Genomic DNA, 21,025 nt, shown 5'->3' with positions numbered 1-21,025 from the left:
CACCCACTCCTGCACTACTGCGTGCGCTCCAGCACCAGCAACGGATCCACGCGCACCTCGAACCAGTTCATCCCCCAATGCAGATGCGGCCCGGTCGCGCGTCCCGTCGCGCCCACCGCGCCGATCACCTGGCCCTGCTGCACGCGATCGCCCACCTTCACGTCGATCCGCGACAGGTGCAGGAAATTCGAACTCACGCCATGCCCGTGATCGAGCAGCAGCGTACCGCCGGTGAGGTACAGGTTCGGCGCGGCGAAGGTGACCACGCCCGCGGCCGGCGCCAGCACCGGCGTGCCGTTGGGCGCGGCGATGTCCATGCCCGAATGCGGCGATTTCGGCACGCCGTTGTACACGCGCTGGTTGCCGAAGCGCCCGCTGATGCGGCCCTGCAGCGGCCAGATGAACGCCTGCGCGAAATCGACCCGATCGTCGTCGCGGGCACGCGCCGCGGTGACCTGCGCCTGCTCGCGTTCGATGCGCGCGGCGATGTCCGGCGGTGGTGCCACCGTCTTCGGCGGGACGCCGCGCACGTTCTCGACCGGCCAGTCGCGCGGCGTCACGTCGACACTCGCGACCTGCGTGCGGCCGTCGGCGGTCAGGATGTCGACGCTGACCGGCCCCGCCTCGTCGCGCCCGACGCCGAACACGACCGTGCCGTAGTTTGTCGGCCGCAGCACGCGGGTGCCGTAGCGCACGGTCGCGTTCGCCGGCACCTTGCCGAACACGAGCGAGCCCTGCTGCACGGACGCGGGAAACACCACGCGCGTATCGACCGGCGCGGTCGCGGCGGCCGAAACCTGCGCAATCGCCTGCGATACCGGAGCCGCCGCACCACCCGCCGACGCCATCGCCAGCAGCGACAGCGCGAACGCCTGCGCGAACCTCATCGATCGAACGCCAGTCGCTGGCCGCGCGGTTGCCCGACCAGTTGCCGGCCGTCCCACGCGAGCTCGCCGTTGACCCAGGTCGAGGCGATGCGCGAACGGAACGTCGTGCCTTCGAACGGCGACCAGCCGCACTTCGACAGCACGTCCTCGCGCTGCACGGTGAAGGGCGTGTCGTCGATGAGCACGAGGTCCGCCGCGTAGCCTTCGCGCAGGAAACCGCGCTGCTTCACGTCGAACAGCTGTGCCGGCGCATGCGCGAACTTCTGCACGACCTGCGCCGTGGTCAGGCGACCTTCGTGCACGAGTTCGAGCGCCGCGACCAGCGCGTACTGCACCAGCGGCAGGCCGCTCGGCGCGCCGGTGTACGGACGCGCCTTTTCCTCCAGCGTGTGCGGCGCGTGGTCGGTGGCGAGCACGTCGAGCACGTCGTCGGCCAGCGCCTGGATCAGCGCCTCGCGGTCGCCGGCGTCCTTGATCGCCGGGTTGCACTTGATCAGGTGTCCCAGCCGCGCGTAGTCGTCGCGGTCGAAGCGCAGGAAGTGGATGCAGGTCTCGGCGGTGATGCGCTTGCGGCTGCCGTCGGCGCGGACCAGCGGACCGGCTTCGAACAGCGCCAGTTCGTCCGCCGTGCTGATGTGCAGCACGTGCAGGCGCGCATCGTGCTTGCGGGCCAGCGACAGCGCCAGCTGGGTGGACTTCATGCACGCTTCGCGCGAACGGATGTCCGGATGGCACGCGGCCGGGATGTCGTCGCCGTACTTCGCCTTGTAGCGGGCGAGTTCGGCGTCGATCATCGGCGTGTCCTCGCAATGCGTGATGATCGGCGTGGGCGCATCGCGGAAGATGCCGTCGAGGATCTCCGGGTTGTCGACCAGCATGTTGCCGGTGGAGGCGCCCATGAACACCTTGATGCCCGGCGCGGCGAGCGGATCCAGCGACTGGATCGCGGCGAGGTTGTCGTTGCTCGCGCCCATGTAGAAGCCGTAGTTGCCCCATGCCCGGCCGGCGGCGCGGCGGTATTTGTTTTCCAGCGCTTCGGCGTCGAGCGTGGGCGGGTTGGTGTTGGGCATGTCCATGAAGGACGTCAGCCCGCCCGCGACGGCGGCGGCCGATTCGGTCGCGATGTCCGCCTTGTATTCCAGGCCCGGTTCGCGGAAGTGCACCTGGTCGTCGATCATGCCCGGCAGCAGGCGACGGCCACCGGCATCGATCACCGATTCGTTCGCGCGCGCCGACAGGCCTGTGCCGATCTGGGCGATCCGCCCGTCCTCGAAGCGCAGGTCGCCGTCGAATTCGCGGCCTTCGTTGACCAGGCGGGCGTTGACGATCAGTGTCGATGGCATGAGTGTTTCCCAGAGGGTGGTTCCGGAACGGGATCGATCCCGCCCGGGTGAAGGGGATGGCAACGCAGGATCCGGCGCAGCGCCAGCCAGCTGCCCTTGAAGGCGCCGAAACGGGCGATGGCCTGCATGGCGTATTCCGAGCACGTCGGATGGAAACGGCAGCGCGGACCAAGCAGCGGACTGATCCAGCGCTTGTAACCGCGCAGCAGGATGATGAGCAGACGGTCGATCACGGTTCCTTAATGCGGACAGGCATCTGAATATGCGGTTGCCGCAGGTGCCGGGGCAGGGTATAACAGCGCGCTTTCCCGTCACAAGGCTCCAGTTTTCGGCCGATCCACGGATCGACCGACCATCGCGGAACCGGCACGATCGATGGCTTCCGCGGACGGTGTCCGGCACATGCATGCGATGTCATGCAGCGCGGACACGAAGTGGGGCATGCTGTGCTCCACACCGCCTTCGGACCGTCGTCCGGAGGTCCTCAGGGAACAGAAGGACACGTCGCTCGTGGCAGTGAAAAAAACCGCGAAGAAGGCCGCCAAGGCCATCAAGAAGACCGTCAAGCCGGCCGCCAAGAAGGCCGCGTCCAGCAAACCCGCAGCGAAGAAGACCGCGGTGAAGAAGCCGGCCGCGAAGAAGGCGGCTCCGGCGAAGAAGCCGGTGGCCAAGAAGGCCGCTCCGGCCAGGAAGACTCCCGCCACCAGGCCGGTCGCCAAGAAGGCTCCGGTGGCGAAGAAGGTGCCGGCCAAGCCGGCCGCCAGCACGAAGAAGCCCGTCGTCGCCAAGAAGGCGGCTCCGGCGGGCAAGCCGGTCGCCAAGCAGGCGCCGGCCCCCGCGAAAAAGGCCGCCCCGGTGAAGTCCACGCCGGTGAAGGCCGCCCCTCCCCAGGAAGGCAAGTCCACGGCCGCAAAGCCGGCGGGCAAGCCTGTCGTCAAGAAACCCGCAGTGCAGCCGGCCGCCGAATCCCAAGCGGCCAAGCCGGTCGCCAGCAAGCCAGAAGTCGCCAAGAATCCAGTGACACAACCCGCATCCAACAAGGCGCCTGCAACCAAAGCGGCGGCAGCAAGCAACCCCGCGACCAAGACCGCTCCGCGCCCGGCCGGCAAGGTCGCCGTGGCCGTCGTCGCCAAGCCGCAGGCTCCCGCGCCGAAAGGCAAGGTCAAAGTCGTGCCGTACCAGACAGATGAGGCCACCGGCCGTCCGCTCGTCCCGCAGGGCTACAAGCCCACGGTGGACGAGGAATACATGAACCCGCTGCAACTGGAGTACTTCCGCCAGCGCCTGCTGCAATGGCGTGCGGACCTGGTCGAGGAATCCAAGCAGACCATCGAGAACCTCAAGGACGAAGTCCGCGACGTCGGCGACGAAGCCGAGCGCGCGACCCGCGAAACCGAGAACTCGCTGGAACTTCGCACCCGCGACCGCTATCGCAAGCTGATCAGCAAGATCGACAGCACGCTCAAGCGCGTGGATTCGGGCGATTACGGTTACTGCGTCGACACCGGCGAGGAAATCGGCCTGGAACGCCTGGAAGCCCGCCTCACCGCCGAGCGCACGATCGACGCGCAGGAGCGGTGGGAACATCTGCAGAAGCAGATGGGCGACTGATCCAGCGTCGCTTGTACAGCCACGAAAGCCCGGCGCATGCCGGGCTTTTCGTTTCGGTTTCCTTCCGTCGGTGGAGCCTTCCTCTGCGAAACATTGCCGGTTTGCTGCTGGTCGTGATTGCGGGTTGTGGCAGCGGTGCTCCGCCGGTGTACCGCAATCTCCATGTGCTTCCGGACGGCAGCCTTGAACTGGATGGCATGACGGGCGAGCTGGACCGCCTGCAAAGCCACCTGGGCGATCCGGAGTCGATACGGGTCAATATCGTGGGCTGCCCGCAAACCCCGTACCGTGCGGTCGCGCGCATCGCGAGCGCGCTCGAATCGGCGGGCTACCGGCGGGTGGGCTTCGTGGAAGGCGATTCGCCGCGAGCGAAACGGCTCTGCTCGCAAGCGCATCCGGTCGGCGACATCGTCGCTCCGTAACGGCCCGATCCAGTCCATGCGCCGCGCCCGCCGCCGGTGCATGCTGCTGCTTCCGAACGAAGCCCGCAGCCGTCATGTCCGAACCCACTGATTTCATGCGAGAAGCCATCGCGCTGGCGCGTGCGAACGTCGCCGAAGGCGGGCGTCCGTTCGGCGCGGTGCTCGTGCGCGATGGCGAAGTGCTCGCGCGTGCCGCCAATCGCATCCATGCGACCCTCGATCCCACCGCGCATGCGGAACTGCTCGCGATCCGCGAGGCCGCGCAGCGGTCGGGTTCGCCCCGCCTCGATGGAGCGGTGATCTATGCGAGCGGGCATCCGTGTCCGATGTGCATGGCCGCGATGCACCTGTGCGGCGTGACGCGCGCGTACTACGCGTATTCGAACGAGGACGGCGAGCCGTTCGGTCTCTCCACCTCGGCCGTGTATGCGCAGATGGCGCTGCCGCCGGATCGGCAATCGCTGTCGTTGGAGCCCCTGCGTCCCGAAGGCGAGCGCGGACTCTACGAGGCGTGGTCGGCGGTGCGCGGCTAGGGTTTCAGCCGCTTGCGCATGAAGATGCGCTCGTGCGCGTCCGGGTAATCCTCCAGCACCGCGAACCGCTCGTAACCCTGGCGCCGGTAGAACGCCTCGGCCTGCCAGTCGAACGTGTCCAGCCGTGCGTGAAGCGCGCCCAGTGCGAGCGCCCGCTGCTCGCAGGCGTGCAGCAGCGCGGCGCCGTGGCCCTGCGCGCGGACGCGTTCGTGAAGCCACAACACGTGGATTTCCAGCCAGCCGAGCAGGACTTCGGCGACGATGCCGCCGATCAGTTCGCCGTTGTCGTCCTTTGCCGCGAGCTGGATCGCAATGCAGTCGATACTGCCCGCCGCCGCGCGATTGAACGCCTGCAGCCCCAGGCAGATGCGCTGCGTTTCCGCGGCGGTCGCGTCGGTGATGGCGGACATCAGTGCAGGTCGCGCAGATCGAGCCGGCGCAGTTTCGGCGCCAGCTTCGCGGTCGCGCCCACCACGGCCAGGGTCATGCAGCCGCCGAAGATCACCGACGGCACCAGGCCCAGCAGTTTCGCCGCGACGCCCGATTCGAACGCGCCCAGCTCGTTCGACGAGCCGATGAAGATGCCGTTGATCGACGACACGCGCCCGCGCATATGATCCGGCGTCGCCAGCTGCAGGATGGTCGAGCGCAGCACCACCGACACGCCGTCGCACATGCCGGAGAACACCAGCATCAGCGACGACAGCCACAGATGCCGCGACATCGCGAAGCCGATGATCGACAGGCCGAAGCCCGCCACCGCGATCAGCAGCACGCGTCCCGCGTGGCGTTGCAGCGGCCGTCGCGCCAGGTAGATGCCCATCAGCACCGCGCCCACCGCCGGCGAGGCGCGCAGCAGGCCCAGCGCTTCGGGGCCGTAATGCAGGATCTCGTTGATGAACGCCGGCAGCAGCGCGACCGCGCCGCCGAACAGCACCGAGAACATGTCCAGCGCCTGCGCGCCCAGCACGACCTGCGTGTTGAGGACGAAACGCAGCCCTTCGCCGATGCTCTTGAACACCGGCGCGCGTTCGCTCGGCAGCGGCGGCTCGGTCACGCGAAGCGTGATCACCGCGATCGCCGCCGCCGCCGCGAAGGCAGCCGCGACGAGGTAGGCGGCGCTCTTGCCGCCCCAGGCCACCAGCAGGCCGCCGGCGGCGGGGCCGAAGACCAGGCCGGTCTGCATCACCACGCTGCTCACGCCCGCGCCGCGGACGAATTCCTCGCGCTTGAGCACGCGCGCGAACAGCGACATGTACACCGGCGCCAGGAACGCACGCACCACGCCGTTCACCGCGATCGCCGCGTAGATCGTGAGCGTGCCGAACCAGGAGGTGCCCGCCGGCAAAACGCCCGACGCGACGCCGGCGAGCGTCAGTGTCGTGAGCAGCAAACCGATGCACGCCGCCATGCCGAGCCGGCGACGTGGCAGGTGGTCCACCGCGTATCCGGCGAACAGCGCGAAGCAGAAATACGGAATGACTTCGGCCAGGCCGATCAGGCCGAGCGCGAACGCGTCGCGCGTGAGTTCGTACACATGCCACCCGACCGTCACCGCGACGATCTGGTAGGACAGCATCGCCAGCAGGCGATAGGTCAGCAGGCCGGTGAAGCCGCGGTTGCGCAGGAGTTCGCCGACGCCGGGGTGGGCGGGACTTTCGCTCTCTGCAGCTTCGCTCACCGGTCAGGACTCACAGCGCCTGGCGCGCTCGCTCGCGGATGAAGCCCAGCAGGGCCGCCAGGCCGTTGCTGCGGGTGGGCGAGAGGTGCTTCGCCAACCCGATCTCGGCGATGTAGTCCGCGTCGGTTTCGGAGATCTCCTTCGCGCTGCGGCCCGAATAGACGCGCAGGGCGAGGTAGATCAGCCCCGAGACGATGGCCGAGTCGCTTATGGCATGGAAATCGAGCCGGTCGGCATCGCCCTCGGCGACGATCCAGACCATCGACTGGCAGCCGTGCAGGCGGTGTTCCTCGGTCTTCCAGTCCGCCGGCAGGTCCGGCAGCTTGCGGCCGAGGTCGATCAGATACTGATAACGCTCGGACCAGTCGCCGAAGAAGGCGAACTCATCGCGGATGGCCTGCTGCGCCTCGCGCGCGGTGGCTTCGAGCGGGAACGGGCTGGTGGGGGCGGCGATGGCGTTCATTGCGTGTGATTTTACGCGTGCGAGCGGAATGCACGGTGAGGTTTGTTGTTGCGCCGCAGGCTGTCTCGCGGGGCCGTCTTGTTTGCTCCTCCCCCTGCTTGCAGACGGAGGTTGGGAGGGTAGGCGGCGCGAAGCGCCGGGTGCAGCGACCAGGTCAAACGTGGCCGCAGTTCACTTCACCTTCCCCCAAAGCAGGGGAAGGAGCAAAAAAGCATCAACCGCGCTTCCAGCGCACGCCCTGCGGCGTGTCTTCCAGCAGGATGCCTTCGCCGGCGAGCTGGTCGCGGATCGCGTCCGCACGCGCGAAATCACGGGCCTTCTTCGCCGCGACACGCTCGTCGATGAGCGCCTGGATCCGCGCGTCGTCGTCATCGTCGGTGCCGCGCGCGAACCACGCCGCCGGTTCCTGCTGGAGCAGACCGAGCGCCAGACCCGCGCCGAGCAGTTCCGACTTCAGTCGCGCCTTCTCGTCGACCGACCCGGCCTTGCGCGCCTCGCCGGCGATGCGCGCGATTTCCGCCATCACCTGCGGCGTGTTGAGGTCGTCGTCCAGCGCGGCTTCCACGGTGTCCGGAATCGCGGCATCGGCGGAGACATCCGCCAGATCGCGCAAGGTTCCGTACAGCCGGTCCAGGGTGCGCACGCTCTGTTCGATCAGCCCGTCGGACCACTCCAGCGGCTGGCGGTAATGCGCCGACAGCAGCGCGAAACGCAGCGCCTCCGGCGGGTACTGCCGGACCAGATCGTGCACGCGCTGGATGTTGCCGACCGACTTGGCCATCTTGGCGCCGCCGAAATTCAGCATGCCGTTGTGCAGCCAGTAGCGGGCGAAGATCCTGCCGCCGTGGGCGCACTCGCTCTGCGCGATCTCGTTCTCGTGGTGCGGGAACTGCAGGTCGACGCCGCCAGCGTGGATGTCGATGGTCTCGCCCAGGTGCGCGGCGGCCATCGCCGAGCATTCGATGTGCCAGCCCGGACGGCCGCGGCCCCAGGGCGATTCCCAGCCGGGGAGATCGTCGGTGGACGGCTTCCACAGCACGAAATCGCCCGCATCGCGCTTGTACGGCGCCACGTCGATGCGCGCGCCGGCGAGCAGTTCCTCCGGATCGCGGCGCGACAGCTTGCCGTAGCCGGCGAAGGTGCCGACGGCGAACAGCACGTGGCCTTCGGCCTCGTAGGCGTGGCCGGCGTCGATCAGGCGCTGGATCATCGCGATGATCTGGGGCACGTGCGCCGTCGCCTCGGGCTGGATGTCCTGCGGCTTCACGCCCAGCGCGGCCATGTCGTCCAGGTACGCGGCGGTGAAGCGGGTGGTGATCTCCGAGATCGGCACGCCGCGCTCGCGGGCGGCGTTGTTGATCTTGTCGTCGATGTCGGTGATGTTGCGGGCGTAGGCCAGGCCGCCGAATCGGCGGCGCAGCACCTCGGCCAATACGCCGAACACCACCGGCCCGCGCGCGTTGCCGATGTGGACGAAGTTGTAGACCGTGGGCCCGCACAGGTACATGGTCGGGCGGGCGGGATTGAGGGGCGCGAACGGCTCGACCCGACGCGTCAGGCTGTTGAAAAGATGCAGGCTCATGGGGTTACCGCCGGAAGTGCCGGCCATTCTAGCGGCAGCGCCGGGGCTCGCGACCCGGCTCCGCGCGTCCACCACCCCGGGCAACCTAAAGGCGGGGTTCAGACCCCGGCCACCGTATCCGCTTACACTTTCTGAACATTTCCCTACCTTGCGAGAGTGATGGCCCGTCGAGTCACGTTCCTGCCGGCGACAGCAGCCGCCCTGTCCGGGCCCGTCGCCGCGGTGGCCATCGCGATGCTGTGGGTGGGGGCGGCGCAGGCGCAGCAGGCGCCGACGCAGAACACGGTCATCCAGGCGGAGAACGTCCGCTTCGACTACGCGCAGGTGCTGCGCGTGACGCCGGTCTACCAGACCCTCAAGGCGAGCTCGGTCGAGGAGCAGTGCGAGGAACCCAAGGGCGATTCCAAGCTCTCGCGCGCGATCGGCGCCGTGAAGGAAGCCCTCGGCCGCGAGGAGAAGGACAAGCAGGCGGCGGCGGTGGACTGCAAGCCGGTCACCGTCGAACGCGAGTTCCGTCGGCCGATCGCCTACGACGTCGACTACACCTACAAGGGCGCCAAGTACCGCTCGCGCCTGCCGGAGGATCCGGGCAACCGGCTGCGGATCCGGGTTTCCGTGACGCCGGTCGTGCAGCCGCCGCGCAGCCGGTAGATCCGGGCCGCGTCCGCCAAGCCAGCTGCGTGCAGCGGCTTTGCCGGATCACCATGCCGGCAGGCGCGACCCATCCGTTCCCAACCCCGGGCACAAATGTGTTGCGCCGGCCCCCCTCGCATGCGAGCATTCGCCCCCTCATGAACGCCCTTTACGCCGACGCCGACGTGCTCACCTCCGCCTGGATGGCGGCGGGGATGACCTCGCGCGCGCGCCGACCGTACACCCGCCAATCCGCTGGGTAGACGGTCGCACGCGCCATTCGCAACAGGCGAAGTGACACACGGAAAGCCCAGCCTACGCGCTGGGCTTTTCTGCTTTTCGGCCCAGCGATCCACTCCCCACCGGAACGCAGTCGATGACCCACAGGCACTTCCTCAACACCCAGGACTGGTCGCGCGACGACCTCGACGCGCTGCTCGCGCAGGCCGCGCGGTTCAAACGCAGCAAGCTCGGCGACCAGCTGAAGGGCAAGTCGATCGCGCTGGTGTTCTTCAACCCCTCGATGCGCACGCGCACCAGCTTCGAACTGGGCGCCTTCCAGCTCGGCGGCCATGCCGTGGTGCTGCAGCCGGGCAAGGACGCATGGCCGATCGAATTCAACCTCGGCACGGTCATGGACGGCGACACCGAGGAGCACATCGCCGAAGTCGCGCGCGTGCTGGGCCGTTACGTCGACCTGATCGGCGTGCGCGCGTTCCCGAAGTTCGTCGACTGGCAGCTCGACCGCCAGGACATCGTGCTCAACAGCTTCGCGAAGTACTCGCCGGTGCCGGTGATCAACATGGAGACGATCACGCACCCGTGCCAGGAACTCGCGCACATCCTCGCGCTGCAGGAGCACTTCGGCACCTCCGACCTGCGCGGCAGGAAGTACGTGCTGACCTGGACCTACCATCCCAAGCCGCTCAACACCGCGGTGGCGAACTCCGCGCTGACGATCGCCACGCGCATGGGCATGGACGTCACGCTGCTGTGCCCGACGCCGCAGTACGTGCTGGATGAGCGCTACATCGGCTGGGCCGAGCAGAACGTCGCCGAAAGCGGCGGCTCCTTCGCCATCAGCCACGACATCGAAAGCGCCTATCGCGGCGCCGACGTCGTCTACGCCAAGAGCTGGGGCGCGCTGCCGTTCTTCGGCAACTGGGAACCGGAAAAGCCCATCCGCGATGAGTACAAGCACTTCATCGTCGACGAGGCGAAGATGGCGCTGACCAACAACGGCGTCTTCAGCCACTGCCTGCCGCTGCGCCGCAACGTGAAAGCCACCGACGCGGTGATGGATTCGCCGCAGTGCATCGCCATCGACGAAGCCGAGAACCGGCTGCATGTGCAGAAGGCGATCATGGCGGCGCTGATGCAAGGCCGTGATTCGTGATTCGGGATTCGTGATTCGAAACAGCAATCACGGTCCAGTTCTCCACCTCTCATCGAAACAGAGCCCCCCCATGTCCCAGCAGAACGCTTCCACGAATCCCGAATCCCAGACCCCGAATCCCGGCGCCAGGGACATCGTCCTCGCCTTCTCCGGCGGCCTCGACACCAGCTTCTGCGTTCCCTACCTGAAGGAGCGCGGCTGGAACGTGCACACCGTGTTCGCCGACACCGGCGGCGTGGATGCGGAAGAGCGCGCCTCCATAGAGCAGCGCGCCGCGGAACTGGGCGTCGCCTCGCACGTCACCGTCGATGGCGGCCCGGCGATCTGGGCTGGCTTCGTCAAGCCGTTCGTGTGGGCGGGCGAGGGCTACCAGTCGCAGTATCCGCTGCTGGTGTCCGACCGTTACCTCATCGTCGAAGCGGCGCTGAAGCGTTGCGCCGAGCTGGGGACGAAGGCGATCGCGCATGGCTGCACCGGCATGGGCAACGACCAGGTGCGTTTCGACCTGGCGGTGAAGGCGCTGGGCGAGTACGAGATCGTGGCGCCGATCCGCGAGATCCAGAAGGAACACACCGAAGTCCGCGCCTACGAGCAGAAGTACCTGGAAGACCGCGGCTTCGGCGTGCGCGCGAAGCAGAAGGCATACACGATCAACGAGAACCTGCTGGGCGTGACGATGTCCGGCGGCGAGATCGATCGCTGGCAGACGCCGGGCGAGGGCGCACGTGGCTGGTGCAGGCCGCGCGCCGAGTGGCCGGCCGACACGCTGCGCGTGAAGATCGGTTTCGTGAACGGCGAAGCGGTGACGCTCGATGGCCAGAAGATCGAAGGGCACACGATGCTCGCCAAGCTCAACGGTCTGTTCGCGCAGTACGGCGTGGGTCGCGGCCTGTACACGGGCGACACGACGATCGGCCTGAAGGGCCGCATCATCTTCGAAGCGCCGGGCCTGACCGCGCTGCTCACCGCGCATCGCGCGCTGGAGGAAGCGGTGCTGAGCAAGCAGCAGAACCGCTTCAAGCCCGAGGTCGCGCGCAAGTGGGTGGAGCTGGTCTACGAAGGCTTCTTCCACGATCCGCTGAAGACCGACCTGGAGGCGTTCCTGCAGTCGAGCCAGTCCACCGTGAACGGCGAAGTCACGCTGGAAACGCAGGGTGGCATCGTCAATGCGGTCGCCATCGAGTCCAGGCACATCCTCAACGCCAAGGGCGCGACCTACGCGCAGGCGGCGGACTGGGGCGTGGCCGAGGCCGAAGGCTTCATCAAGCTGTTCGGAATGAGCAGCACGCTGTGGGCCGAGGTCAACCGGAAGGGCTGAGAAGCGAGAAACAGCAGAAGCGGGAAGTGAGCGAAGCGATGCTCACTCCTCACTCCTCTCCACGCACTCCTGCGCAAACGACATGCTCGACCAGACCCTCCAACACCTCGAAGCCCTGGTGTCCTTCGACACCCGCAATCCGCCGCGCGCCATCGGCACCGGCGGCATCTTCGATTACCTGCGCACGCAGCTTCGTGGCTTCCGCATCGACGTGACGGACCACGGCGACGGCGCCGTGTCGATGCTGGCCGTGCGCGGCAATCCACGCCGCCTGTTCAACGTGCATCTCGACACCGTTCCGTCATCGGAAGCGTGGAGCGCCGATCCGCACGTGCTGCGCGTCGCCGGCGACCGCGCCATCGGCCTGGGCGCGTGCGACATCAAGGGCGCCGCCGCCGGATTGCTCACCGCCGCTGCGGCGACCAAGGGCGATGCCGCGTTCCTGTTCTCCACCGACGAGGAAGCGAACGACGCGCGCTGCATCGCGGCATTCCTCGCGACCGCGCATGCGTTCCAGGACGTCATCGTCGCCGAACCCACGCAATGCGAAGCGGTACTCGCGCATCGCGGCATCAGCTCGGTGCTGATGCGCTTCCGCGGCGTTGCAGGTCACGCATCGGGCGCGAACGCGATGCAGGCCAGCGCGCTGCACCAGGCGATCCGCTGGGGCGGTCACGCGCTGGACTTCGTCGAAAGCCAGGCGCACCAGCGTTTCGGCGGGCTGACCGGCCTGCGCTTCAACATCGGCCGCGTCGAAGGCGGGATCAAGGCGAACATGATCGCGCCGAGCGCCGAGTTGCGTTTCGGCTTCCGCCCGCTGCCGTCGATGTCGATCGATGCGCTGCACGAGCGCTTCGGCACGCTTATCGAGGCCGGCGCGGTGGAGCGTTACGAGGAAACCTTCCGCGGTCCGTCGCTGCCGTCGGGCGACATCGCGGATGCGGAGAACCGGCGCCTGGAAGCGCGCGACCTCGCCGATGCGCTGGGCCTGCCGATCGGCAACGCGGTGGATTTCTGGACGGAAGCGTCGCTGTTCTCCGCCGCCGGCCTCACCGCGATCGTCTACGGTCCCGGCGACATCGCCCAGGCGCACACCGCCGACGAATGGGTCGCGCTGGAGCAACTGCAGCGCTACACCGAATCGGTAACCCGCATCCTCGAACATTGACGTAGCCCGGGTAGGCCGCAGGCCGCACCCGAGATCGACGCATACCCGGGTGCGCCGCGCTTACCCGGGCTACAGAGACCAACGGAACGCAATACGTGAACGACACCCGTGACATCCAGACGAGACAAACCATCGTGCGCCTGCTCTCGAGCATGGCCAGCGCGAAGGAGATCTCGCAGTACCTCAAGCGCTTCTCGCAACTGGACGCCAAGCGCTTCGCCGTGGTGAAGGTCGGCGGCGCGGTGCTGCGCGACGATCTGGAAGCGCTGACGTCCTCGCTCGCGTTCCTGCAGGACGTGGGCCTCACGCCCATCGTCATCCACGGCGCCGGCCCGCAACTCGACGAGGAGCTGTCCGCCGCCGGCATCGTGAAGCAGACGGTGAACGGCCTTCGCGTCACCTCGCCCGAAGCGCTCGCCATCGTGCGTCGCGTGTTCCAGTCGCAGAACCTGAAGCTGGTGGAAGCGCTGCAGGCGTTCGACGCGCGCGCGACGTCGATCGTCTCGGGCGTGTTCGAATCCGACTACCTCGACCGCGACACCTACGGCCTGGTCGGCGAAGTGAAGCGCGTGAACCTCGCGCCGATCGAGGCGAGCCTGCGCGCCGGTTCCATTCCAGTGATCGCGAGCCTCGGCGAAACTGCGTCCGGCCAGATCCTCAACGTCAATGCCGACTTCGCCGCGAACGAACTCGTGCAGAAGCTGCAGCCGTACAAGATCGTCTTCCTCACCGGCACCGGCGGCCTGCTCGACGACAACGGCAAGGTCATCGACTCGATCAACCTGTCCACCGAGTACGACCACCTGATGTCGCAGCCGTGGATCAACGGCGGCATGCGCGTGAAGATCGAGCAGATCAAGGATCTGCTCGACAAGCTGCCGCTGACCTCTTCGGTGTCGATCACCAAGCCAAGCGAGTTGGCCAAGGAGCTGTTCACCCACAAGGGCTCGGGCACGCTGGTGCGTCGCGGCGAGCGCGTGCTGCAGGTGTCGCAGTGGAACGAGCTCGACCTGGAACGCCTGCGCGGGCTCATCGAATCGGCGTTCGGTCGCCGCCTGCTGCCGGACTACTTCGAGCGCACCAGGCTGCATCGCGCGTACGTCAGCGAGAACTATCGCGCGGCGGTGATCCTGACGAGCGAGGAAGCCGGTATCTACCTCGACAAGTTCGCCGTGCTCGACGAAGCGCAGGGCGAGGGCCTCGGCCGCGCGGTGTGGCTGGTGATGCGCGAGCAGAATCCGCGCCTGTTCTGGCGTTCGCGCCACGGAAACCCGGTGAATCCGTTCTATTACGCCGAGTCCGACGGCTGCCTGAAGCAGGAGAAGTGGAAGGTGTTCTGGTACGGCATGGACACGTTCGACGAGATCGCCCGCTGCGTGGCGCACTGCGCGGGACGGACCGCTACGCTGAAGGACTGAGGGGAAACGAATGAGCGCGCAAGTCGATCACTGGACCCGTGTCCCCAGCCTTCGCGGCGAGCATGTCGCGCTCGAACCGCTGCGTCCGGCGCATGCCGCCGGGCTGCGCATCGCGCTGGGCGACGGCGAACTCTCGCGCCTGTGGTACACCAACGTGCCCGAGCCGAAGGACATCGAAAGCCATATCGCCGCCGCGCTGGAGATGCAGTCGCAGGGCAAGGCGCTCGCGTTCGCGGTGCATGACGCGAATGGCGAGCTCGTTGGTTGCACGCGTTTCTACGATCTCGATCCGACCGTGCCGCGCGTCCAGATCGGCTACACCTGGTACGCGTCGCGCGTGCAGCGCACGGGCCTGAACACGCAGGCCAAGCTGCTGCTGCTCACGCATGCGTTCGAATCGATGGGCTGCATGTGCGTGGGTTTCGAAACCAGCTGGTTCAATCACGCCTCGCGCACGGCGATCGCGCGGCTCGGGGCGAAGCAGGACGGCGTGCTGCGCAGCCATCGTCGCCATGCCGACGGCAGCGTGCGCGACACCGTCGCGTTCTCGATCATCCAATCCGAATGGCCAGCGGTGAAGCGCAACCTGCTTCATCGCCTGGAACGACACGAGCAAGGGAGCGACCGGACGTGAGCAGGTCCGTCAAGAGCAGGTCCGTGGGCATCGTCGGCGCGCGTGGTTACGTCGGCGCCGAACTCATCCGGCTGATCGCCGGCCATCCGGATTTCGAACTCGCGTTCGTCTCGTCGCGCGAGCTCGTCGGCCAGCGCGTCGCCGACCACTTCGAAGGCGTTGCGGGCATCGATTCCGGGCTGCGGTACGTCGCGCCGGCGAACGATGAGTTGCCGGCGCTTGGCGCCGACGCGGTCGTGCTCGCGCTTCCGAACGGCAAGGCCGCCGCATGCGTGGCGGCCTTCGATGCGGCGGGCGTGGATCCGGTGATCGTCGATCTGTCCGCCGATTACCGTTTCGACGATACGTGGTACTACGGCCTGCCCGAACTCACGCGCGCGAAGTACGCCGGACAGCGCCGCATCAGCAATCCCGGCTGTTATGCGACCGCGATGCAGCTGGCGGTCGCGCCCATGCTCGATGCGCTGGGAGGGCCGGTGCAGTGCTTCGGTGTGTCGGGCTGTTCCGGCGCGGGAACGTCGCCGTCGGACAGGAACGATCCGGAAAAGCTGCGCGACAACCTGATGCCGTACGCGCTGACCAACCACGTGCACGAGCGCGAGGTCACGCGCCAGCTCGGCCACGAAGTGCAGTTCCTGCCGCACGTCGCGCCGCACTTCCGTGGCTTGACGATCACGGCGAACCTGCCGCTTTCGACCTCGTTCGATCGCGAGGCCGTCGTCGCGCGTTATCGCGAACGCTACGCGGGCGAGGCGCTGGTGGACGTGCTCGACGAGGCGCCGTGGGTGAGCCGCATCGCCGGCAAGCATCACGTCGAACTCGGCGGTTTCACGCTTTCGCCGGATGGTCGTCGCCTGGTCGTGGTCGCGACGGAGGACAACCTGCTGAAGGGTGCGGCGACGCAGGCGCTGCAGAATCTCAACCTCGCGTTCGGCTTCGACGAGAAGCTGGGCATTGCACGATAAAGCGCTACGAGACCGCGCCAAGATCGCTGGAAGGTGACCCCCATGTCCGAACTGTTGTGGCAGAAACCCGGCGTCAAGGTCGACGCGCGCATCCAGAAATTCCTCGCCGGCGAGGACGTGATCCTGGATCGCGAGTTCTTCGTGTTCGACATCGAAGCCAGCCGCGCGCACGCGCAGGGATTGCAGCAGATCGGCATTCTCACCGCCGCCGAGCTCGCCGGGCTGGAACGCGAACTGTCGACCCTTGCCGATGACTTCAAGGCGCGGCGTTTCGTGCTCGACGAGCAGTACGAGGACGGGCATTCGGCGATCGAAGCCCGACTGGTCGAACGCCTCGGCGATGCGGGCAAGAAGATCCACACCGGCCGCAGCCGCAACGACCAGATCCTCGTCGCGACGCGCCTGTGGCTGAAGGATCGCCTGACGCGCCTCGTCGCCACATGTCGCGAAAGCGCGCAGGTCGCACTCGCTCGCGCGGAGGCCGAACAGGCCGTGCCACTGCCGGGCTACACGCATCTGCAACGTGCCGTCGTGTCGTCGCTCGGCATGTGGTGGGCCGCGTGGGCGGAAGGCTTCATCGACGACGCGCAGCGCGCCGCCGACACGCTAGCGTGGGTCGACGCGAATCCGCTCGGCAGTGCCGCCGGCTACGGCGTGAACCTGCCGCTCGCGCGCGACCACACCACGCAGGCGCTGGGCTTCGGACGAATGCAGGTATCGGCCGCGTACGCGCAGCTGTCGCGTGGCAAGTTCGAGATGGCGGCGATCGAAGCGTTGACGTCGGCGCTGCTCGACCTGCGTCGTCTCGCCTGGGACCTGAGCCTGTTCACCAGCGCCGAGTTCGGCTTCGTCGCGCTGCCGTCGCAGTACACGACCGGCAGTTCGATCATGCCGAACAAGCGCAATCCCGATGTGATCGAACTGATGCGCGCCAGCTATTCCGCCGCCGCCGCCGCGCGCACCGAGATCGAACAACTGCTCTCGTTGCCGTCGGGCTATCACCGCGACCTGCAGTTCTCGAAGGGCGCGATCTTCCACGCGTTCGGTCGTGGACTGGATGCGCTGGAGTTGCTGCCTGACCTGCTGCGCAACCTCGAATGGAAGACCGACCGCATGCGCGAAACGCTGGACCCGTCGATGTACGCGACGGATCTCGCGGTCGACATGGCGCGCCAGGGCCTGCCGTTCCGCGAGGCGTACCGGCTCGCAGCCGATCCCGCACGCTGGGCCGGGGGCGATCCGGATACGAGCCTGCGCGCGCGCGTGTCGCCGGGCGCATCCGCCGACCTTCGCCTGGATGCATTGAAGGAACGTCTCGGCGGGTAGCAGCACCAGGGCAGTTGCAGTCGCAGTTCCGCATCACACGGTTCGACCATGATGAAGGGGAGCTCCACATGCGCCGTTGGTTCATCGCAATGCTCGCGGTCGCGCCCGCCCTGGCGGCGGCGCACGCGATTCCCGCACCCGCCGCCATCGAGGCCGAAGTCGCGCGCGTGATGCGCGACACCGGCGCGAAGGGGCTGGCGATCGCGATCATCGACGGCGGCAAGCCGGTCCACGTCGCCGCGCACGGCGTGCGCAACGCGGCGGGCGATCCGCTGCAGATCGACACGATCATGTACGGCGCGTCGCTGACCAAGGCGGTGTTCGCATACACCGTGATGCGGCAGGTCGATGCGGGGCGTTTCACGCTCGACACTCCGCTCGCGGACCTGCTGCCGAAGCCGTTGCCATCGTATGCATCGGCCGACATCACGAACCGCTATGCCGACTGGACCGCGCTGGACCCGCGCTGGCGCAAGCTCACGCCACGCATCGTGCTGACGCATTCGACGGGGTTCGCGAACTTCGGATTCCTCGAACCCGACGAGAAGCTGCATTTCCACTTCGATCCCGGCGCGCGCTACGCGTACTCGGGCGATGGCCTGAACACGCTGCAGTTCGCGCTGGAAACCGGAAAGGGCATCGACGTCGGCGCGGAAACGGCGCGTGTCTTCAAGGAGTTCGGCATGTCGCGAACAAGCCTGATCTGGCGCGACGACTTCGCCGGCAACCTCGCCGATGGCTGGGACGAGAACGGCAGGATCGAGCCGCACGACGAGCGATCGAAGGTGCGCGCGGCCGGTTCGATGGACACCACCATCGCCGATTTCGCGGAGTTCGCCGCGGCCTTCGTGCGTGGCGACGGACTCACGCGCGAGAGCCGCGCGGAGATCGTGAAGCCGCAGTTGGCGATCACCACGAAGTCGCAGTTCCCGACGCTGCAGCCGGAGCTTCCGGTCGAACAGCGCCGCAAGGATCTTGCGGCCGGCCTCGGCGTGGTGGTGTTCGACGGCCCGCAAGGCCGGGGTTTCTTCAAGGGCGGGCACAACGAAACGACCGGCAATACCTGGGTCTGCGTCGAACAGCACGAACGCTGCGTGGCCATCCTGTCGAACGACGTGCGCAGTGAAGCGGGCTTCCCGCAACTGGTGCGCTTCGTGCTGGGCGAAACCGGCGTGCCGTTCGACTGGGAGTACGGCACGCGATAGCGCGCGGAGAACCTTGCGATGAACGCCACCGATTTCCCCGCGCAACCGCTGCCAGACTGGCGGCGCGCCGTGCTCAAGGTGGGCAGCAGCCTGCTGTCGGGCGAAGGCGGGCTCGATCCGCGTCATGCCGGCGCACTGGCGCGCTTCATCGAACACGCACGAATGCGGCAGCGCGATGTCGTCCTTGTGTCGTCGGGCGCGGTCGCGGCGGGGCGGCATCGCGTCGCTGCGGGCGGCGACGGGCTCGTATTGCGACAGGCGCTTGCGTCGCTCGGGCAGGCGTCGCTGGTGACGTTCTGGCAGCGATTGATCGATCGCCCGGTCGCGCAGGTGCTGCTCACGCATGACGACCTGCGCAACCGCCGCCGCTATCTCAACGCGCGCGCCACCCTGCGCGAACTGTTGCGCCTGGGCGCGCTGCCGGTCATCAACGAGAACGATGCGGTGGCGGTGGACGAACTCAAGCTCGGCGACAACGACAACCTCGCCGCCGCGGTCGCATCGCTGGTCGATGCGGACCTGCTGCTGATCGCCACCGACATCGGTGGGCTCTACAGCGCGCATCCGGCCGATCCGTCGGCGCGGCCGATCGCGCGCGTTGAGGCGATCACGCCGGAACTGTTGCAGGCCGCGAGCGGTGGCGCCGGCGCGCTCGGCACCGGCGGCATGCGCACCAAGCTCGATGCCGCTGCGAAGGCCGGCGCGGCGGGTATCGCGACGGCGCTGTTCTGCGGTCGCGATGGTGACGTGGTGCGTGCGCTTCACGACGATCGCCTGCACGGCACGCTGGTGCTCGCGCAGGGCGACCGCCTGCGCGCGCGGAAGCAATGGCTGCGGCATGCGCCGTCTTCCGGTCGCCTGTTCGTCGATGCGGGTGCGTTCGCGGCGCTGCATCGCCAGGGCGCGTCGCTGCTGCCCGGCGGCGTGCTTTCGGTCGAGGGCGAGTTCCGTCGCGGCGACGTGGTGGAAGTCGCGAGCGGGCAGGGCGACGCGTTCGCACGCGGCATCGCGCAGTACAGCGCGGGCGAGATCCGGCGCATCGCGCGCCGGCACAGCAACGAGATCGAAACCATCCTCGGTTTCCGCTACGGCGAATCGGTGGTGCATCGCGACGATCTGGTGCTGCTCGATTCGAGTGCCCACAAGGAGGCCACGCCATGAGCGGTTACGTGCGTCATCTCGCCGAACGCGCGCGCGAAGCGGCGATGCGGATCGCGCGCCTGGACGGCGCCGCGCGCCAGCGCCTGATCGAAGGCATGGCCGACGTGCTTTCGCAGCGTCGCGCGGAGGTGCTTGCCGCGAACGCCGAAGACATGGAGCGCGGTCGCGCCGCCGGCCTGAACGATGCGGTGCTCGATCGCCTGAAGCTCGACGACGCGCGCATCGACGCGATCGCGCAGGGCCTGCGCGAGGTCGCCGTGCAGGCCGATCCGCTTGCAGGCATCGTGCGGCGCGAGGTGCGTCCGAACGGCGTGATCGTCGAACGCCAGCGCATTCCGCTGGGCCTGATCGCGATGATCTACGAGGCGCGCCCGAACGTGACCGCCGATGCCGCCGCGCTATGCCTGAAGGCCGGCAACGCGGTGCTGTTGCGTGGCGGCTCGGAAGCGCGCGCGAGCAACGCCGCCATCGCCGCCTGCCTGCACGCGGCGCTGCGCGCGGAAGGATTGCCGGAAGCGGCGGTGTCGCTGGTCAGCGATCCCGCGCGCGAGCACGTGCTGGAGCTGCTGCAACTGTCGGACCTGATCGACCTGGCGATCCCGCGCGGCGGCGAAAGCCTGATCCGCTTCGTGGCCGAGCATGCGCGCGTGCCGGTCATCAAGCACTACAAGGGCGTGTGCCATCTCTACGTCGATCGCGCGGCGGACCTGGCGCTCGCGCTGGACCTGCTCGTCGACGGCAAGGCGTCGCGGCCGGGCGTGTGCAATGCGCTGGAAACACTGCTGGTGCATCGCGATGTCGCGGCGGATTTCCTGCCGTCCGCGCTGGCGCGCCTGGCTGCGCGTGGCGTCGAAATGCGTGGCTGCGAACGCACGCGCGCGATCCTGCCGCAGGTCCGCGAGGCGGACGAGGGCGACTACGCGGCCGAATACCTCGATCTGGTGATCGCGGTGCGGGTGGTGGACGACCTCGACGCGGCGCTGTCGCACATCGCACGGTTCGGCTCGGACCACACCGAGGTGATCGCGACGCAGGATGAGGCCGCGGCCGAGGCTTTCGTGCGCGGTACGCGCAGTTCGGCGGTGATGGTGAATGCGTCGTCGCGATTCAACGACGGCGGGCAGCTGGGGCTCGGCGCGGAGATCGGCATCTCGACCACGCGCCTGCATGCGTACGGGCCGATGGGCGCGGAGTCGCTGACGATCGAGCGCTTCGTGGTGCGCGGGGAAGGGCAGGTGCGGCATGAGGAGTCGCGGGATGCTTGAGGCGCTCTCTCTTC

At 67.8% G+C, this 21,025-nt stretch carries 21 protein-coding genes; 14 read left to right on the top strand and 7 right to left on the bottom strand.

The genetic code is table 11. The features are described 5' to 3' along the window. Positions 1-14 precede the first annotated feature (14 nt). Genes AC3ANK_RS11930 through yidD form a run of 3 tightly spaced genes read right to left on the bottom strand, consistent with a single transcriptional unit; the run spans position 15 to position 2,463 of the window. On the bottom strand, positions 15-887 hold the full coding sequence (locus AC3ANK_RS11930) for a M23 family metallopeptidase (RefSeq protein ID WP_484171283.1): 873 nt from the start codon (positions 885-887) through the stop codon (positions 15-17). Beyond that, on the bottom strand, positions 884-2,230 hold the full coding sequence (locus tag AC3ANK_RS11925) for a dihydroorotase (protein ID WP_206861008.1): 1,347 nt from the start codon (positions 2,228-2,230) through the stop codon (positions 884-886). Before AC3ANK_RS11925 ends, AC3ANK_RS11930 begins: the two co-directional genes overlap by 4 nt. Then, a complete protein-coding gene (yidD, locus tag AC3ANK_RS11920) occupies positions 2,215-2,463 on the bottom strand; it encodes a membrane protein insertion efficiency factor YidD (protein ID WP_206861007.1) in 249 nt (82 codons plus the stop codon). The genes AC3ANK_RS11925 and yidD overlap by 16 nt, the downstream gene beginning before the upstream one ends. Positions 2,464-2,740: 277 nt before the next feature. On the opposite strand from yidD, the gene dksA reads away from it, so the two are divergent. The 3 genes from dksA to AC3ANK_RS11905 all read left to right on the top strand — a co-directional run bounded on the left by dksA (position 2,741) and on the right by AC3ANK_RS11905 (position 4,796). Then, the gene (gene dksA / locus AC3ANK_RS11915) at positions 2,741-3,841 is read left to right on the top strand and encodes an RNA polymerase-binding protein DksA (RefSeq protein ID WP_206861006.1); all 1,101 of its coding nucleotides are present in this window, start codon (positions 2,741-2,743) and stop codon (positions 3,839-3,841) included. A gap of 11 nt (positions 3,842-3,852) precedes the next feature. Further along, a complete protein-coding gene (locus AC3ANK_RS11910) occupies positions 3,853-4,263 on the top strand; it encodes an ExbD/TolR family protein (protein WP_484171282.1) in 411 nt (136 codons plus the stop codon). A 74-nt stretch (positions 4,264-4,337) separates the two neighbouring features. Next, positions 4,338-4,796 carry a nucleoside deaminase gene (locus AC3ANK_RS11905; RefSeq protein ID WP_484171281.1) on the top strand — a complete coding sequence of 153 codons (459 nt, stop codon included), beginning with the start codon at positions 4,338-4,340 and terminating at the stop codon, positions 4,794-4,796. Here the strand turns inward: AC3ANK_RS11905 and AC3ANK_RS11900 are convergent. The 4 genes from AC3ANK_RS11900 to cysS form a co-directional block, all read right to left on the bottom strand. Further along, positions 4,793-5,206 carry a GNAT family N-acetyltransferase gene (locus AC3ANK_RS11900; RefSeq protein ID WP_484171280.1) on the bottom strand — a complete coding sequence of 138 codons (414 nt, stop codon included), beginning with the start codon at positions 5,204-5,206 and terminating at the stop codon, positions 4,793-4,795. The two genes, AC3ANK_RS11905 and AC3ANK_RS11900, sit on opposite strands and share 4 nt — an antisense overlap. Further along, positions 5,206-6,477 carry an MFS transporter gene (locus AC3ANK_RS11895; RefSeq protein WP_206861002.1) on the bottom strand — a complete coding sequence of 424 codons (1,272 nt, stop codon included), beginning with the start codon at positions 6,475-6,477 and terminating at the stop codon, positions 5,206-5,208. Before AC3ANK_RS11895 ends, AC3ANK_RS11900 begins: the two co-directional genes overlap by 1 nt. A 10-nt stretch (positions 6,478-6,487) precedes the next feature. Continuing rightward, positions 6,488-6,940 (bottom strand): SufE family protein, encoded by a 453-nt coding sequence (locus AC3ANK_RS11890; RefSeq protein WP_206861001.1) that lies wholly within the window; start codon positions 6,938-6,940, stop codon positions 6,488-6,490. A gap of 214 nt (positions 6,941-7,154) precedes the next feature. Beyond that, positions 7,155-8,522 carry a cysteine--tRNA ligase gene (gene cysS / locus AC3ANK_RS11885; RefSeq protein ID WP_206861000.1) on the bottom strand — a complete coding sequence of 456 codons (1,368 nt, stop codon included), beginning with the start codon at positions 8,520-8,522 and terminating at the stop codon, positions 7,155-7,157. Positions 8,523-8,756: 234 nt separating this feature from the next. Here cysS and AC3ANK_RS11880 point away from each other — a divergent pair, with 234 nt between their 5' ends. The 11 genes from AC3ANK_RS11880 to AC3ANK_RS11830 all read left to right on the top strand — a co-directional run bounded on the left by AC3ANK_RS11880 (position 8,757) and on the right by AC3ANK_RS11830 (position 21,011). After that, complete coding sequence (locus AC3ANK_RS11880; RefSeq protein ID WP_206861612.1) at positions 8,757-9,173, top strand: hypothetical protein; 417 nt, start codon at positions 8,757-8,759, stop codon at positions 9,171-9,173. A 358-nt stretch (positions 9,174-9,531) separates the two neighbouring features. Then, a complete protein-coding gene (locus AC3ANK_RS11875) occupies positions 9,532-10,551 on the top strand; it encodes an N-acetylornithine carbamoyltransferase (protein WP_484171279.1) in 1,020 nt (339 codons plus the stop codon). Positions 10,552-10,621: 70 nt separating this feature from the next. Continuing rightward, positions 10,622-11,869 (top strand): argininosuccinate synthase, encoded by a 1,248-nt coding sequence (locus tag AC3ANK_RS11870; RefSeq protein ID WP_484171278.1) that lies wholly within the window; start codon positions 10,622-10,624, stop codon positions 11,867-11,869. 82 nt (positions 11,870-11,951) lie between these two features. Beyond that, complete coding sequence (locus AC3ANK_RS11865) at positions 11,952-13,037, top strand: acetylornithine deacetylase (protein ID WP_484171277.1); 1,086 nt, start codon at positions 11,952-11,954, stop codon at positions 13,035-13,037. A 152-nt stretch (positions 13,038-13,189) separates the two neighbouring features. Beyond that, a complete protein-coding gene (locus tag AC3ANK_RS11860) occupies positions 13,190-14,455 on the top strand; it encodes an acetylglutamate kinase (RefSeq protein WP_484172872.1) in 1,266 nt (421 codons plus the stop codon). A 10-nt stretch (positions 14,456-14,465) separates the two neighbouring features. After that, the gene (locus AC3ANK_RS11855; RefSeq protein ID WP_484171276.1) at positions 14,466-15,089 is read left to right on the top strand and encodes a GNAT family N-acetyltransferase; all 624 of its coding nucleotides are present in this window, start codon (positions 14,466-14,468) and stop codon (positions 15,087-15,089) included. Then, positions 15,086-16,054: an N-acetyl-gamma-glutamyl-phosphate reductase gene (gene argC / locus AC3ANK_RS11850; RefSeq protein WP_484171275.1), complete on the top strand. Its 969-nt coding sequence runs from the start codon at positions 15,086-15,088 to the stop codon at positions 16,052-16,054. The genes AC3ANK_RS11855 and argC overlap by 4 nt, the downstream gene beginning before the upstream one ends. Before the next feature lie 42 nt (positions 16,055-16,096). Further along, a complete protein-coding gene (argH, locus tag AC3ANK_RS11845) occupies positions 16,097-17,380 on the top strand; it encodes an argininosuccinate lyase (protein ID WP_484171274.1) in 1,284 nt (427 codons plus the stop codon). A 68-nt stretch (positions 17,381-17,448) separates the two neighbouring features. After that, positions 17,449-18,585 carry a serine hydrolase domain-containing protein gene (locus AC3ANK_RS11840; protein WP_484171273.1) on the top strand — a complete coding sequence of 379 codons (1,137 nt, stop codon included), beginning with the start codon at positions 17,449-17,451 and terminating at the stop codon, positions 18,583-18,585. 18 nt (positions 18,586-18,603) lie between these two features. Continuing rightward, complete coding sequence (gene proB / locus AC3ANK_RS11835; RefSeq protein ID WP_484171272.1) at positions 18,604-19,746, top strand: glutamate 5-kinase; 1,143 nt, start codon at positions 18,604-18,606, stop codon at positions 19,744-19,746. Further along, a complete protein-coding gene (locus tag AC3ANK_RS11830; protein ID WP_484171271.1) occupies positions 19,743-21,011 on the top strand; it encodes a glutamate-5-semialdehyde dehydrogenase in 1,269 nt (422 codons plus the stop codon). The genes proB and AC3ANK_RS11830 overlap by 4 nt, the downstream gene beginning before the upstream one ends. Positions 21,012-21,025 lie beyond the last annotated feature (14 nt).

The organism is Lysobacter sp. SCRH-1R, from assembly GCF_057747855.1.
The sequence above is the reverse complement of the archived record's forward strand: the minus strand, read 5'-3'. Positions and strand labels throughout refer to the sequence as shown.

Excerpts from the sequence above, each read along its gene's own strand:
- argH (WP_484171274.1), top strand. The coding sequence starts at position 16,097 with ATGTCCGAACTGTTGTGGCAGAAACCCGGCGTCAAGGTCGACGCGCGC.
- AC3ANK_RS11855 (WP_484171276.1), top strand. The coding sequence starts at position 14,466 with ATGAGCGCGCAAGTCGATCACTGGACCCGTGTCCCCAGCCTTCGCGGC.
- AC3ANK_RS11830 (WP_484171271.1), top strand. The coding sequence starts at position 19,743 with ATGAGCGGTTACGTGCGTCATCTCGCCGAACGCGCGCGCGAAGCGGCG.
- AC3ANK_RS11840 (WP_484171273.1), top strand. The coding sequence starts at position 17,449 with ATGCGCCGTTGGTTCATCGCAATGCTCGCGGTCGCGCCCGCCCTGGCG.
- AC3ANK_RS11925 (WP_206861008.1), bottom strand. The coding sequence starts at position 2,230 with ATGCCATCGACACTGATCGTCAACGCCCGCCTGGTCAACGAAGGCCGC.
- AC3ANK_RS11900 (WP_484171280.1), bottom strand. The coding sequence starts at position 5,206 with ATGTCCGCCATCACCGACGCGACCGCCGCGGAAACGCAGCGCATCTGC.
- proB (WP_484171272.1), top strand. The coding sequence starts at position 18,604 with ATGAACGCCACCGATTTCCCCGCGCAACCGCTGCCAGACTGGCGGCGC.
- cysS (WP_206861000.1), bottom strand. The coding sequence starts at position 8,522 with ATGAGCCTGCATCTTTTCAACAGCCTGACGCGTCGGGTCGAGCCGTTC.
- AC3ANK_RS11870 (WP_484171278.1), top strand. The coding sequence starts at position 10,622 with ATGTCCCAGCAGAACGCTTCCACGAATCCCGAATCCCAGACCCCGAAT.
- AC3ANK_RS11930 (WP_484171283.1), bottom strand. The coding sequence starts at position 887 with ATGAGGTTCGCGCAGGCGTTCGCGCTGTCGCTGCTGGCGATGGCGTCG.
- AC3ANK_RS11905 (WP_484171281.1), top strand. The coding sequence starts at position 4,338 with ATGTCCGAACCCACTGATTTCATGCGAGAAGCCATCGCGCTGGCGCGT.
- AC3ANK_RS11865 (WP_484171277.1), top strand. The coding sequence starts at position 11,952 with ATGCTCGACCAGACCCTCCAACACCTCGAAGCCCTGGTGTCCTTCGAC.
- AC3ANK_RS11890 (WP_206861001.1), bottom strand. The coding sequence starts at position 6,940 with ATGAACGCCATCGCCGCCCCCACCAGCCCGTTCCCGCTCGAAGCCACC.
- AC3ANK_RS11860 (WP_484172872.1), top strand. The coding sequence starts at position 13,190 with ATGGCCAGCGCGAAGGAGATCTCGCAGTACCTCAAGCGCTTCTCGCAA.
- AC3ANK_RS11875 (WP_484171279.1), top strand. The coding sequence starts at position 9,532 with ATGACCCACAGGCACTTCCTCAACACCCAGGACTGGTCGCGCGACGAC.
- AC3ANK_RS11880 (WP_206861612.1), top strand. The coding sequence starts at position 8,757 with ATGCTGTGGGTGGGGGCGGCGCAGGCGCAGCAGGCGCCGACGCAGAAC.